General features: G+C 30.7%; 13 protein-coding genes. 3 read left to right on the top strand and 10 right to left on the bottom strand.

Translation table 11 applies throughout. The features are described 5' to 3' along the window. Positions 1-14 precede the first annotated feature (14 nt). Positions 15-317 (bottom strand): GlsB/YeaQ/YmgE family stress response membrane protein, encoded by a 303-nt coding sequence (locus tag OC526_RS05530; protein ID WP_262122639.1) that lies wholly within the window; start codon positions 315-317, stop codon positions 15-17. A gap of 150 nt (positions 318-467) precedes the next feature. Between OC526_RS05530 and OC526_RS05525 the strand changes: the two genes are divergently transcribed. From OC526_RS05525 to OC526_RS05515, 3 genes are read left to right on the top strand one after another with little or no spacing between them, the layout of a single operon-like run. Next, the gene (locus OC526_RS05525; protein WP_262122638.1) at positions 468-1,181 is read left to right on the top strand and encodes a response regulator transcription factor; all 714 of its coding nucleotides are present in this window, start codon (positions 468-470) and stop codon (positions 1,179-1,181) included. After that, entirely contained in the window at positions 1,162-2,484 is a 1,323-nt protein-coding gene (locus tag OC526_RS05520; protein WP_262122637.1) for a sensor histidine kinase, read from the top strand. Before OC526_RS05525 ends, OC526_RS05520 begins: the two co-directional genes overlap by 20 nt. Positions 2,485-2,495: 11 nt before the next feature. Next, positions 2,496-3,872 carry a peptidase S41 gene (locus OC526_RS05515; protein WP_262122636.1) on the top strand — a complete coding sequence of 459 codons (1,377 nt, stop codon included), beginning with the start codon at positions 2,496-2,498 and terminating at the stop codon, positions 3,870-3,872. A gap of 45 nt (positions 3,873-3,917) precedes the next feature. On the opposite strand, the gene thyX is transcribed toward OC526_RS05515, so the two are convergent. From thyX to OC526_RS05470, 9 genes are all read right to left on the bottom strand, one after another. Continuing rightward, entirely contained in the window at positions 3,918-4,676 is a 759-nt protein-coding gene (gene thyX, locus OC526_RS05510; protein WP_262122635.1) for an FAD-dependent thymidylate synthase, read from the bottom strand. Between the two features lie 109 nt (positions 4,677-4,785). Further along, entirely contained in the window at positions 4,786-5,994 is a 1,209-nt protein-coding gene (locus OC526_RS05505) for a hypothetical protein (protein WP_262122634.1), read from the bottom strand. A 152-nt stretch (positions 5,995-6,146) separates the two neighbouring features. Then, the gene (locus tag OC526_RS05500; RefSeq protein WP_262122633.1) at positions 6,147-7,067 is read right to left on the bottom strand and encodes a hypothetical protein; all 921 of its coding nucleotides are present in this window, start codon (positions 7,065-7,067) and stop codon (positions 6,147-6,149) included. Between the two features lies 1 nt (position 7,068). Continuing rightward, the gene (locus OC526_RS05495) at positions 7,069-7,566 is read right to left on the bottom strand and encodes a macro domain-containing protein (protein WP_262122632.1); all 498 of its coding nucleotides are present in this window, start codon (positions 7,564-7,566) and stop codon (positions 7,069-7,071) included. Position 7,567: 1 nt separating this feature from the next. Continuing rightward, positions 7,568-7,984, bottom strand: coding sequence for a hypothetical protein (locus tag OC526_RS05490; RefSeq protein ID WP_262122631.1), 417 nt, complete (start codon positions 7,982-7,984; stop codon positions 7,568-7,570). Next, positions 7,981-8,997 carry a transglutaminase domain-containing protein gene (locus OC526_RS05485; protein ID WP_262122630.1) on the bottom strand — a complete coding sequence of 339 codons (1,017 nt, stop codon included), beginning with the start codon at positions 8,995-8,997 and terminating at the stop codon, positions 7,981-7,983. The genes OC526_RS05490 and OC526_RS05485 overlap by 4 nt, the downstream gene beginning before the upstream one ends. Positions 8,998-9,048: 51 nt before the next feature. Next, positions 9,049-11,178, bottom strand: coding sequence for a DEAD/DEAH box helicase (locus OC526_RS05480; protein ID WP_262122629.1), 2,130 nt, complete (start codon positions 11,176-11,178; stop codon positions 9,049-9,051). Continuing rightward, complete coding sequence (locus OC526_RS05475; protein ID WP_262122628.1) at positions 11,175-12,500, bottom strand: ATP-binding protein; 1,326 nt, start codon at positions 12,498-12,500, stop codon at positions 11,175-11,177. The genes OC526_RS05480 and OC526_RS05475 overlap by 4 nt, the downstream gene beginning before the upstream one ends. Next, entirely contained in the window at positions 12,490-14,232 is a 1,743-nt protein-coding gene (locus OC526_RS05470) for a tellurite resistance TerB C-terminal domain-containing protein (RefSeq protein ID WP_262122627.1), read from the bottom strand. Before OC526_RS05470 ends, OC526_RS05475 begins: the two co-directional genes overlap by 11 nt. Between the last annotated feature and the right edge of the window lie 52 nt (positions 14,233-14,284).

The following is a 14,284-nucleotide window of genomic DNA, read 5'->3' as shown; positions in this document are numbered from 1 at the left end:
CCCTGATTTAAATTTTAGTATCTTTTTGTTTTGTTTGTAGTGTTTGCTTTGTTGCTGTTTCTTGTGATTAGGTTGATAATCCATAGTAAGATACATGCACCAATTACTGCCCAAATAATTTGTATAAATGTATTTGGAGCTGCTCCATTTAGGAAGAATGCATTGTAAATCCATCCACCAATCATAGAACCAATAATACCTACAATAATATTTGCAATAGATCCCATTTGTGCATCCTTGCCCATGATCATACTAGCAATCCATCCAGCAAGAGCACCTAGGATAAGTGTCATAATAATATTTTGTGTTGAAAACATACTTACTCCTCTCAATATTTAAAATAATTTCGTAATAAAAATAAAAATTATTACACTATGTATATATCCGATTTCTTATATTTTAAACAAAAACTTTATCTTTTAATCAATTTTAGACACTTGTGGTATAATATTTTTGAGGTGAAGGCCATGAATGATATTACAATTTTAATAATAGAAGATGAAGAAAAAATTTCAATGATAATGAAGTCATACTTTGAAAAAGAAGGATATAAAGTATACCAAGCCTATGATGGAGAAGAAGGCTTGAAAATATTCAACCAAGAAAGTATAGACTTAGTTATCCTAGATCTTATGCTACCAAAATTATCAGGTGAAGAAATAATAAAAGAAATTAGAAATCAATCTCAAGTTCCTGTAATAATGGTTTCAGCAAAGGTTGAAGAAGACAATAGAGTTGATGGACTAAGATTGGGCGCAGATGATTATGTGACCAAACCATTTTCTCCAAAAGAATTAGTAGAAAGAGTCAAGGCTGTACTAAGACGTATAGAAAAATACAATATTCCAAGAGCTGATATTATTAAGACAAGTGATGGAAGACTGGAAATGGACCTTGAATACAACAGGATTTTTAAGGATGGCAAGGAAATCTTGCTTACAAAAAATGAATTTCAAATCCTTAAAACGATTTTCTCAAATCCAAACAAAATTTATTCCAGAGATGAGATTATAGAGTTAACCTTTGGTTTTGATTATGATGCTTATGATAGGGCTATTGATACCCACATAAAAAATATCAGATCAAAAATCGAAGATAATCCCAAAAAACCAATGTACATCAAAACAATTTATGGTATGGGATACAAATCAGGCGGAATAGATGATTACATTAAAGAGTAAGATTATAAGAAACTTTACTGCAGGTATACTCGCCTGCGTTTTAGTTTTTTCAATTTTAGTTACCCTCTTTGTAACATTTAACTACCAAGAGCTAATTAAAAAAAATCTAGACTCCAGACCAACCCAGGTAAGTAATTGGTTTAAAAAAGTAAACAACGACCCATCCTACTCCAAAGAGGATATGCAAGATGGTCTTGAAAATCTAGCTAGAGACTTAGAAGTAGATGTTTACTTTGAAGAACCAAATGGAACTATTTCCTATCCAGCTTATGGTAGAAGTAAAGAAAATGAATATCTTAGAGAAGAAAAAAGATTTCCAGTATTTAATATAAATAGAAGTCGTAGGTCTGGTACCTTGCATGTAGTTTATAACGCAAACTTTGAACCTGTAAAAAAAATGCAGAGAGATTTTTCTAGAGCAATAGTTTACTCCCTAAGTATTTCCTTACTAATTGGTTTTATAATTTCCCTAATTCTTTCAGAAAATATTTCAGAACCTATTATGAAAATTAGTGATGAAACTATCAACCTAAAAGATGGAAATTATGATATGGATGATAGGCTTACTGATATAAAAGAAATAGAAACCCTGCAAACAAATATAAATTATCTTTCAAACAACTTAAAAAAACAAGAAGAAATTAGAAAACAATATGCCCAAGATATCTCTCACGAGCTACGCACTCCCCTAACTAATCTTCAACTATACATTGAAGCTATTAAAGATGGAGTAGTAGAGCCTGATGAAAACACCATGGCAGTTTTGCTAGAAGATGTAAACAGGCTGGAAGGTTTAATAGAAGGTTTGAAAAAAACTTTTGATGAAAATGTAGAATATCTTGAGTTAAAAAAAGAAGATTTCAATATATCTGAGCTTACTGAAAGTGTTGTTCAAAGTTTTATGGCCAATGCTGATAAGAAAAATATAAAAATTAATACTTTTATCCAGGAAAATATTGAATTTTATTCTGACGGTGAAAAATATAGTCAAATTTTACAAAATCTTATCTCAAATGCTATAAAAGCAATTGGCCAAAATGGTGAGATTGATGTTTATTTATCTGCAGACACAAATGAAATTAATTTAAAAATATCAGATGATGGTGTAGGAATTGCAGAAGATAAAATAGATCGTATTTTTGAAAGATTTTATAGAATCGAAGATGCTAGAAATACCAAAGAAAATGGCCACGGTTTGGGCTTATCTATTACAAAAAACTTTGTAGATGCCCTAGGTGGCAAAATAGAAGTAGAATCTGAGGAAAATGTAGGAACGACTTTTATTCTTACATTTACTAAATAAAGGTTAATAATATGGCAAAAAGAAACTCCAGTTCTTCTAAAAAATCAAATAGATCTAATAGAAGAACTAGAAGTCAAAAAACAACTTCATATTCTTCAAGTGAAAAAAGAGCCAAGCAGAAAAAAATTCAAAAGCAAAAAAAGTTTAGAAGAAGGCGAATAGGGCTTTTAATAATATTTCTAATCCTATTAGCTTTTTTGATAAATTTTATAGTAAATGCTGCAAATAGATACAAAATAATGGGTTATCCAGATTTTCGCGATGAAGTTTTAAATGATATGGGCAATGAAGTGTTTGTATCTTCTTCTGAAGGCAGAAGCTTAAGCACTGCAGAAAAAGTAACTGATTTTGATGATTTATTTAATACCATCCAAAGAAATTATGCAGTTGATAATCTCAACGAGGAAGATTTTGAAAAGTTTATTAGCTCTTACAACGAATTTAGAAAAAAAGTTTATGCTTCAAAAACTGATCAAGAATATTTCAAACTAATAGGCCAGTATTTAGAAGTATTAAATGATAATAGAACATTTATCATAGATAAAGAAACTTATGATAGCTTGTTCGAATACTACAGAAAAAGTAATGATAAGGCAAGAAAACTTGTTTTAGAAAACCCCCAAGCCGTTGATAGATACAAAAGATTAATTACCTCTAGCAATGCAAAAAAACCATCTATGATTGCAAATATAGAAAGAGAAGGTGTTTTATCTATCACTCTTCCTGATTTCAAACCAAATGAGTTTGACAAGGATTTAGAGAATCTGGTGGAAATATTTTTAAATAATCCACCAATAAGTGCAATCATTTTAGACCTATCAAATAACTCTTCTATTGACGATATATATATAAATAAACTTTTAGAAATTCTAATTCATGAAAATTATAATAAAAGTAATCTAATTTTCTATAGGGGTAATCTAGCAAGCAAAAGTCTAGATTCTATAAAAGATAATGAAAATGGTTATTATAGTACAGCTAATGTAAAAAACTTGGCATCAAAATATAGTGAAGAAATAGAAAATATTGATTTAGAAAACTACAGCTACTACGATGAAGTAAGCCTAAATATAAATAAAAATCAAGACTTTTCGAATAGGAAAATATATGTCTTAACTAACGATAATACAGCAAATGAGGCTATTAAATTAGCTAAGATTTTAAAAGAAAATGGAGCATATATTGTAAAGAATACTTTTGATACTGCAATTACCTCTAAAGATGTGATTTATAATTTTAGATCTGATTTATACGTCATGGAACATTCTGGTCTAGTCCTAAGTCTAAATAGCGCTTACAGCAAAGATGATGAAAGTCTTTATTTAAATTATGATGAGAGGATAAACTCAAAAGATCCTATTTCAACTATATTAGATATAATTAATTAAATTTAAAAAGCACTCTTATTTAAAAAAAGAGTGCTTTTTTATAGTCTAAATATTTTTATATTTTTTTCTTACTTCGTTGATTTTTCCACAAGTCATCTTCCCCTCAGGACATGGCCCATTTACACAATTTGGTCCTGCACTTTGAAATAAATTTGGATATATTTCCTTGCATATTTTCACCATCTCAAAAGCCATCTCCCTTATCTCCCACTGAGCTCTATTGCAGCATCTAAGAGAGAAAAAATGTAGCAAGCTTCTAGCATTCATTGTAAATACAATTTTACTCTCACTTGCATTAGGAAATACATACCTAGCGTCTTCTATAGCTGACTTTTCTGCTTTTGATCTAGCCTTTTTTTCATCTAATCCATCTTCTAAGTTTATTTTGTAATAATTATCATATAATTCTTGGCTTATCTTTAAGTATGCTTCATTACATTTTTCCATAGTCTCAATATATAACTTTTTTGCAGATTCATTATTGTCTATTGCAGGTGGAATTATGTAATCAAAATCATCAAATTTTACATATCTTTGTGATTGTTGAGAATAAGAAGCAATCCTATGTCTTACTAACTGATGGGTTAGCGACCTAGATACCCCTTCAACTGCAAAAGTGAAACTAGCATGTTCTACTGGAGATAAATGTCCCATAGAAATTAACATATTTATATATTTTTTTATGGAATCCTCATCTAATTTTTCTTTTATATCTTCAACACCTACGTTTGAATAACAAAGTTTGCCGGCTTGGGCAATCGTTTGTTCAGCACCCATAGTATAATTTAATAAAGAAATTTTCATATAATCCATCTCCCCAATTTTAATTTCTATAATAATACTACCACAAATACTTTAAAGTTTTAAGAAAATTTTACACAAAAAAAGAAGGCTAATGCCTTCTTTTATATTATTATCTAATTGTTTCTCTTCTAACTAGTTCTTTTGCTTTTTCTTCACCTAGTTGTCCACCCCAAGCTGATAAAGCTAAAGCTGCAAGTAGGCCGATAAATGTGATTACAGAACCAGCTGAAAGTTTGTTAGAAGCATCTTCTGCTCCTTTTTTAGCACCTTCAACAGTTTCATCAACTGTTCTTTCTGTTTGGTTAGCAAGTTGTTGTACTTTTACAGATGCATCATCAAGTGTTTCTTGTGCTTGTTTATTAGCATCTTGTAAACCATTATAGATATTATCTGTAACTTGTTCAGCTTCCTCTTGTGTTAGATCAGAGTTAGCTTCAACTGCATTTGCAATTGCATCTCTATCAGCTGAGTCAGCTATAGTTTGAGCTCTATCAGCTAAATCTTTAGAAACTCTATCAATCTCAGCATTTGCTGAATCTGGGTTAAGAGCAACATTTTTAGCTGCAGATGCGATTAGATCTCTTGATTCTTGAAGTTGACTTTTTAGATAATCTGGTTGTAGTTCAGGAATATCTGTATCTGATAGATATTTTTCGATATCTGCTTGTACTTCTTCATTATCAACATTTACATCTTCTATAGCATTACCTGCTGATTCAAATCCTGAACCAATAGCATCACTTGTTGCTGTGATTGCAGAACCTGCTACATTTCCTACTCCACCAGCTACACTACCTGCAACGTTAGCAGCTGTTCCTAAAACTGAAGAAATAGCATTTAATACTAGGGTTAGTAATAGTAAAAGTGTTACCGCCCAAGTAATTGCACCGTGTAGTTTACCTGTAGATCTAGCTGAATAACCAGCGATGTATCCACCACATAAGAATGAAAGAATAAGTGTGATTGCTGTCCAAATTCCTGTACCAACTCCTACACCTGAAAGTGGGTCATTTGTAGTTGGTGAAAATAATCCAAATCCTAATGCTGCTGTAATTAAGCTAAGTGTTGCAAAAACTGCTGCTGCTGTTACAGCACCTGCTAGGATTGATCCCCATGAAAGGTTATTTCCTGCTGGAAGTACGCTTGTTGCTCTTTCGTAAACCGGAACACCTTCTCTATGTCTTTCAACTCTTTCAGTTCGTTCTACTCTTTCGCCTCTACGTGGCGCTCTGCCTGTTTGGCGATTATTTGATCTTTCAACAGTTGTTTCTGTCTCAAAAGTATCAACTTTTGGATCATTATTTTTTCTATCTGTCATAATTCCTCCTTATAATGATAACAAATAAATAATTAATTTTGTTACTTAGATATAATACCCATATATTAGTAAATTCAAACATTTATAATTTTAAATCAAATTTTATTAAAGCAAATTTTATTTTTATAATAATTAAAATTTAATTTTAAATATTATTTTAAGCTTTGATTAACCACTTGTGCACGTTCTATTTCAGCGACCATATCACGGCCCTTTATCATTTTTTGAATATTTTTTACATCTAAGATTATTACATTGTGAGTCAATAATTCTTTTTTGCTAGGATCATCGAGAAAAGAAGTATTAATAATCAAAATTGGAGTAATATCATTGATTAACCCCTCATATTGTATAATAAGTTGTTTAACAAAATCTTGATCTACCACTTTATCATACTTATAATTTTTTATATCAATTGCGTATTTTTTATTATTTTTTCTAGCAAATAGTTCGAAATCATGGCTTCTCTTATATTTTTCTTGATAGGCTTCAATAAAATATCCCGTGTTGTTAAAAGCCTCTTTGATTAATTGCTGAGAATTATAATCAAACTGAATTTTTCTTAAGGCATCCAGTAGCCTATTAGGATTAATCTTAAAAAATCCTCGATATTCGACCTTATCTTCATATCTTTGTAAGTCAAAACCCACTACCATATTTCCAATTACATTAAAATTTCCATGGGCAATGGCATTTCTTATGTGCCTTAAAAGGGCCATAGTTTTTGTTTCCCCACCAGCAATAGTCATCATTATTTTGGGGCATTTTGTACAAATCTCTTCTAAAAATGGGCTAATCATATGATTTGTTATAGTTTCTGTAAATAAAACATCCTCATCTGCTAAATCCATTGCATTCATAAGTTCTATAAAAATAAAATCATCGTATTGGGGATTTAAAAGAAGTTCATTTTTTTCAGATTGTTCTGATTTTATATTTGGAACATACCATAAAAGATAGTAAATCCCCTCTCTTAGTTCTTTACTTAGACTAATGGGAATTTCTTGGTGTTTGATTTGATATTTAGTTTTATTTTTGCAATTGTCGTAGGTAAATTTGTCTGTAAGTTGCATATTAATCTACCTTAGCTACACTATCTAACAAATCTTTATCGATTATTGTAAGATAAACATCCGTATCATTATCTATTAAAATTTTATTAATAGTATTTTTAGCAATATCAAATGCTTCTTTTTTAGGATAACCATAAATGCCTGCAGAAATAAGTGGAAAGGCTATTGATTTAAAATTGTGCTTTCTTGCTAAATTTAAGGAATTTTTATAAGAATTTTCTAGTAATTCTTTAGATTTCTCTGGATGTTGAGAGTCAAAAACTGGTCCTGCAGTATGGATTATATGTTTTGCTTTTAAATTATATCCATCTGTCATTACTGCTTGACCTGTTTTTATTGGGCCAATCATATCACAAGCTTTTCGCAATTGATCAGCTCCAGCTGCCCTAAAAATTGCTCCACAGACTCCCCCTCCCATTTGTAAAGAAGTATTTGAAGCATTTACTATTGCATCTACATCAAGTTTTGTAATATCTTTACTTATAATTTGAAAACTCATCTTATACCTCTACTAATACCTTGTTGTCCCAATTTATTTCTAAGTCTCCACAATAATGTATGTCGATAAAGCAATCATATGCCTTGTCAAGTTTTGTAGCTATCCCATAAAAATGAACTAGCCCAAATCCGTATGCCTCTTCTAGTATATTAAATCTGTAATCCTTAAAATCATTAACACTTAAGCTAAGTATTTTATCATTATTTATTAGTTTTATTCTTATAGGATAATCTTCATTAGCTTTAATTTCTATCAAATCATTTGCTATCACTACAGGATTATCAAGGACATAATCTGCCCTAGCTGAAAACAAAAAGGCTTGGCTAAGTTTTATAATAGCCTTGCCATCTTCTACTACAAAATCTATGATATCCATGTCATGCAAAGAAATTAATTCACTGTAAGGATTTACAATCATCTTATATACTCCTCTATATCATTAAAAAAGCTGCTCACATAATAATCTACAAATTCTTCTTTTGACCTGTCAAAATAATAAAAATAATAAGGTCTTCCATTTGCTACCATGCCCGTAACATCAACATATGACCAATTATCGTTTAGTTTTACAACATTCCACTGGTGTTCTCCAGAGTATCCATCTGGTCTATTTTTCTCATTTGTATTTCCAGTAACTGAATATGCGGGTATGCCCACTCTTTGGCAAAGAATTGCAAAACTTTGAGCAAAACCAGAGCATTGAGATAGTCCTTTGACCATAGCTCCGTACATATTATTTTCTATTAAATTATCTTGATCTGACACAAATTGATATTCATTATTTTCAGCAAGCCATTGGGCAAAATAATAAGCCTTATCATAATCATTATCATAATTTTCATTAGCATAATCTACTAGTACATCTAACTGATTTTCAACCTGAGCTTTTTGCTCTTCAGTCATATAAGTTTTGGTATTTTCTTCGATTTTGTATCTTGGAACTATTTTAAAAGTCTCTTCATCAAACCAATAATTGGCATAAATATAGGGTTCCATCCTACCTTCTGAATAATATGGGCTTAGCAAAAAAAGGTCACTTGCAAACTTCATCTTATCATCAAAATCATTTGTAAGCGTAACCTTTGGGTCTTGGAGGGCTTCAGTTATAATTCGACTTACATAAAACATTTCATCTTCTTGATCGTAGTATTCCATCATTTTGACGGCATATTTGTCTTGAGTTTCTAAGTCAGCAAACCTTTCCTTAAGCAAAAATCCCGGTTTATTTATCTCATAGTCAAGTTCATGAGGCTCAAAGATAGGTTGTTTTAAAGTGGGGCTTTTGGGTTTAATATCCTCCAAAGAAATATTTGACTGATCGACAACTTCATCTTCACCACTATTGGTAATAGGAGGAACTCCCCCCTCCTTAGCCATGTTGCCACAGGCAGTTAGTATTAATAATGTAAGTATATACAAAAATTTCTTCATTAAATATCCTTTAATTATCATTTTATCTATATTTTACCATAAATAGTATGGTTAATAAGTTTGCTGATTTTTTGTATCAACATTATTAATATCTAACTCCAAATACTTATAAGCTCCATCAATATCAAGATAATTATTTATTACATAATCTGCGCGTAAATTTTCTGGAACTAAAATCATATATTTGTTTGAGCTTAGATATGCATCAAGCAAAGTTTTTTCTTTCATTAAAAAATTAAAAATTCTATCTCTTCTTACTGGATTTATCCTACATTCGTCAAAAACTTCTGGGGTTTTTGGCCCACAAACCATACTATCTGCTTCAGAAATAAAATATGAAGTCGATTTGCTTATAATATTAAACATTATGGCAAGAGTCCTATTTACTTTTGTAGATTGAAAAGTAATTAGGCCTATATAATCATTCTCAATTGAAAATGGATATTGGTAATCCTTTAAGACATCATGGAGCTCATAAATGTATTTTTTGGACTCTTCATCAAATTCAAAATCTTTCGGATTATCAATTATATATCTCATTCGCTGTCTAATAATTGGGCTTACATCTACATCTCCAGCTGATAAAAATTTAGGAGGAGCCCCTTCATTGGCAGTTGAAACTCTAATTTTTTTGCTATCCCTATATATTTTTTCAATCTTCCAGACCTGTCCTGCTAAAAATATATTTGCTTCTTCTTGAATTTCTGGTCTAATCTCTATTTCTCCTACTTTGCCAGACTCATTATAAACTGTAAATGCTTGGGCGGTTAAAAATTGATTGTAAAATCTGCCCATAAACATTAAATTATCTAAATTTATCCCTGTTATTACTTCATTTTCTAGTATCTCTATAAAACCTTCTTGGGCCATAAAATCTGTAATTTGCTCAAATTCCTCATCATTAATATCAGAAAAAGTGGATAAAGTCTTATTTAAATACTTATATTCTTCAATTGCTAGACCATAATTTTCTAAAAGTGTAGATAAAACTTGGTGGGCAAAAACATCATAAGCTTTTTTGCTTACTTCTATTTTATCTAAGAACCCTTCTTCAAAAAGGCTAATAGCTGCCATTGATTGTAGGGCATCATAGACTCCGATATTTATTTGATGGAGAATTGATTTGTGAGTTTTTCTACCACTTCTTCCTAATCTTTGGGCAAGTGATAAAACTGAATGAGCAGCTCCAAATTGAACCACTGATGTCACAGATCCTATGTCAATGCCTAATTCTAAGGTAGAGGTGGCAACTATGACATATTTTTCACTTCGGGCTTCTTTTGCAAATTCTTCTATTTCTTGTCTGCGATTTTTGCTAACTGACGAGTGGTGGGCAAATATTTTTATGTCTTCATTGAGGCTCTTATAAATATTAGCTAGCTGGACTGCAATTAGTTCTACTTTTTCCCTAGAATTTGGGAAAATAAGCATAGGCCCCTCTAAAGAATAATCATGCATAAGATTTAGGTATTCATTTGATAAGTTGATGTCTTCTGTCAAATCAAAAGTATATTCAAATTCATTTTGTGATTTGTCAAGCAAAATGATTGTTTCACGACCATTGTTGAAAAAAGATTTTGCTAAACCATAATTTAAATCCCCTATGGTTGCAGAAAGACCAATCATTCTTGGTATTTCATAGGTAAAACGCAAGATGCGGTCTAAAAGCGATTTTAACTGCAAACCGCGATTACCAGATAAAAAACTATGGATTTCATCTATTATTATGTATTCAAGGTCATCAAAAAGAATCTTAGCAATTTCTGGTTTTCCAGATAATAAAGCTTCGATAGATTCTGGGGTAATAAGCAAAATTCCCCTTGGGCTTTCAATAAGATTGTCTTTTTTTGCCTTGCTTGCTTCCCCATACCAAGATGTGATGGGGATATTCATATCAAAACACATATCATTTATACGTTTAAACTGGTCATTTATTAGAGCTATTAGGGGTGAAATATATAAAATTTTTACACCCTTATCCCAAGAAGTGACCTTGCTAATGGCAGGCAAAAATGCAGCTTCAGTTTTGCCCGATGCTGTAGCTGCTGATAGTATCAAGTTATTGTCTGTACTAAAAAATGCTTTTATAGAAGCATTTTGAATTTTTGTAAGCGCTGGCCAACCTTTTTCATGAATATAAAATCTAAGTTCACGATTTAGTAAAGAAAATGAATCTGTCATATTATTTCAATCTCATCATCCATATCGGCTGGATCTTTGCTAATTTCTAAAACATCTTTAAATCTCTCACTGATTATGTCCATCAAATCCACATTTGAATTTTGTCTTTTTAGGTCAAGTATTTCTATAAAATCTTTTATTACTGCACGAGGGGTTAAAAATTCATCAGCCCCTGGTCTATTTAATTGACCTTCCATATAGGTAATTATTTCTTTTTCGCTAATTTGAATTGATTCTTTATAGTGGACATTATAAACATTTACCAAATTTTCTAAAAGTGTATAGATTTCCTCATTAGAAAGTGGTTTAAGCCCAAGGACTGTACGATTTGTATTTACTAATTTATTGTCCATACTATCTTCATTACCAAGTCTGCCTTTAAGCGCTCCATAGGAAGATAGACCACGATTTTCATCAAAAATTGTTTTACGAGTGGCCCCGAAATTAATAAATAAACCCTTGGCAATATTTGATTTAGCTTCATTATAGATATTTAAAATACGTTCATAATTTCTCTCACGGGTCACTGATTGAGGGATTTTGTATAAATTAACTGCCTCATCAAAATTTACTACAAATCCACTGTAGCCTATTCCCAATAATAGCTCACTCATATTTTTTAAAGCGTCAAACCAATTGTCATCATTGATTATTTGATTAATAGAAAGTTCTTTTTTGGCTTCGGTCTTGGTTGTGACATCTCCCCTTAACCATCTGATGGCATTTGTTTTTAACAGTCTATTATCATTTATGAATCCTTCATAAAACTTGACAATGGCCTGAGCAAATTCATAGGACAAGCCAACTGCTGAGAAATCACCAATGATATTTAAAATCTCATTGGTAACCTCTTTTTGATAATTTCCCTCTATTATTTCTGATGCTTCTACATTAAGGTCTTCAGAAACTCTTGAAAAAATTTGGTTTAGCCATTCTTCTATTATAGAACTTAAAACATTCCCGCTTTTTAGGGTTTTAGTTTTAATATTATCTATTATCTCTGTATAAAGGGCAACAGCTTTCCTATCTGTTGCATAAAATCTTCTAGATGGATTTAAATCCAATGTCGAAACAACAAAGTTTTTTTGCAGGGCAATTTGCTCGATTGTAGCAAGCATAAAGCTTTTTCCAGAACCAAAATCACCAACCCAAAAGCGAATATCACTTTCTCCATCAGCTACATTATCTAAAATTTTGATTACTTCTTCAACTTCTCTATTTCTGCCTACTAAAAGATGTTGAACTCCCAAATTGGGTACAACCCCACCCTCTAAAGATTTTATGATAATTGATGCCTCTTTGGGATTTATTCTATTTGCCATCTACATACTCCTTTATCATATCTACATAAAATTCATCTATAATTACTTTTTCGCCATCAATTAGTAAGGTCTGATCACCTATGTAATCAAATAAGGATTCGTTTATATTGCTTAAAAATGAGTTTAAAGTCAAGCCCTTTTCTTTGCCTAAACTTTCAAGTTCATCTGTGCTAATAAAACCCTGATCCAAAATTTTTATTAGTATGCCATCATAATTATTTTCATTATTTGTTGTCAAAGTTTTTTCTAGGGTTTCTTCCTCTTTGATTTCCACATCTTCATAAAAATCATTGACCATACTTACAGTTTTGTCTAGATTTTTACGAGAAATATCTATTTTTTTACTATCGACTTTTATTTTTTTAGGGGCAATTTTTTCTAAATCCCTTATCTCATCTATTAGTTCTTCACTAAGTTCATTTTGATTTACAAGATTTAAAAATTTATCATAGTTTTCTTTGTTAATAACTTCAAATAAATATTTTTCTGTACTCTTTTTATTAATTCCCTTCTTATAAAAATAGAACAAGCCAATAATTTTATTTTCTTCATCATAAGATTTTACAAGTTCATTTAAGATTCTTTCAAAATTTTCTTTGTTTTCGTAATCTTTTATAAGAGTGATTTGTTTTTTTGTATCAAGCCCTATCAAATAGTTTATAAAATCTTGAATCTTATTGGGGTTTTTTTCGAAATATTCCCTATATATTTCATCTACCAATTCTTCATCCAAGTTATTTAAGTAGTCTGTTTGGTATTTTTTTATAAATAAATATATATCCTCATTAACTTCTTCTTTTAGCAAATCCCTAGCCTTGTTTGTAGAAATCCAACCATAAAAAGTAAATTTTTCACGTAGATTTTTCTCAGAAATTACCAAAATCGCATCTAAAATATCCTTGGACTGTTGATAGGGTTTAATAATTTTTATTAGCCTATCAGTTTTTATTTGTTCATAGTCAAACAAGGCCCTTAGAGTTGATAGATAAAGGTCCATTAGGATATTAAATACGTTTTTATTTCTCCAAAGCACATTAGTACGTTTTGAAATCTGATCTATGGCAATTTGCTCATCTTTAGAAAAATTATATTTTTTTCTTAAAGAGCCATCCGCATCCCACCACAAGGATACTTTATTACTATCTGTTAATTTAAAATACTCACGAGTTTGCTTATCAGCAGGCTTTAATTCCCTAGTTAATCTTTCAGCTTCATTTTCTATAATATTTCTTGCTTCATGACCTACATTATTTTCTACAATTTTAAATGACCTATCTGCTGTTTTTTGGGATAAGGGGTTATAAAAATTAATTACATAAGTTTCTGCTATCAGATAAATCGTGTAGTATAAATCAAAATTCAGACCTTCTCTACGAAGGCTTGATACCTTCCTAGCAACAGTTGTTCCTTGTTCATTTAGGAAAATTTCTAATTTTTCACAAAGCTTCGCATACATCTTAAGGGCAGCTACATTTAATTGATTTACTCTCATTGCTTTTGACTTATATTGGCGGTCAAGTTTTAAAATCCAATATCTATAGTCTTTTATGATTGGTTTTTCATCTGGCAATTTTTCAGGAATTTTGACTTCTTTATCTAGGCTTATATCGATGACACCCTTCATATCTCCAGCTTCTATTTTTCTCTTAAATGTATGTTTTTCATTATTTTGAAGCTTAGAAATATCGCTTGCTATATTATCAATCATTTTTTTGATGTCTTCGTATTTCACATAAGCCCCCTTAATTTAATCTAAATAACATTATACCGTCCTTGGGTATTTT

It is taken from the genome of Anaerococcus sp. Marseille-Q5996 (assembly GCF_946893725.1).
Classification (GTDB): Bacteria; Bacillota; Clostridia; order Tissierellales; family Peptoniphilaceae; genus Anaerococcus; species Anaerococcus martiniensis.
This window is presented reverse-complemented; position numbering and strand designations above follow the sequence as displayed.

Bases quoted from the DNA above. Each gene is read 5' to 3' on its own strand.
- OC526_RS05530 (WP_262122639.1), bottom strand. From the start codon at position 317: ATGTTTTCAACACAAAATATTATTATGACACTTATCCTAGGTGCTCTT.
- OC526_RS05525 (WP_262122638.1), top strand. From the start codon at position 468: ATGAATGATATTACAATTTTAATAATAGAAGATGAAGAAAAAATTTCA.
- OC526_RS05520 (WP_262122637.1), top strand. From the start codon at position 1,162: ATGATTACATTAAAGAGTAAGATTATAAGAAACTTTACTGCAGGTATA.
- OC526_RS05515 (WP_262122636.1), top strand. From the start codon at position 2,496: ATGGCAAAAAGAAACTCCAGTTCTTCTAAAAAATCAAATAGATCTAAT.
- thyX (WP_262122635.1), bottom strand. From the start codon at position 4,676: ATGAAAATTTCTTTATTAAATTATACTATGGGTGCTGAACAAACGATT.
- OC526_RS05505 (WP_262122634.1), bottom strand. From the start codon at position 5,994: ATGACAGATAGAAAAAATAATGATCCAAAAGTTGATACTTTTGAGACA.
- OC526_RS05500 (WP_262122633.1), bottom strand. From the start codon at position 7,067: ATGCAACTTACAGACAAATTTACCTACGACAATTGCAAAAATAAAACT.
- OC526_RS05495 (WP_262122632.1), bottom strand. From the start codon at position 7,566: ATGAGTTTTCAAATTATAAGTAAAGATATTACAAAACTTGATGTAGAT.
- OC526_RS05490 (WP_262122631.1), bottom strand. From the start codon at position 7,984: ATGATTGTAAATCCTTACAGTGAATTAATTTCTTTGCATGACATGGAT.
- OC526_RS05485 (WP_262122630.1), bottom strand. From the start codon at position 8,997: ATGAAGAAATTTTTGTATATACTTACATTATTAATACTAACTGCCTGT.
- OC526_RS05480 (WP_262122629.1), bottom strand. From the start codon at position 11,178: ATGACAGATTCATTTTCTTTACTAAATCGTGAACTTAGATTTTATATT.
- OC526_RS05475 (WP_262122628.1), bottom strand. From the start codon at position 12,500: ATGGCAAATAGAATAAATCCCAAAGAGGCATCAATTATCATAAAATCT.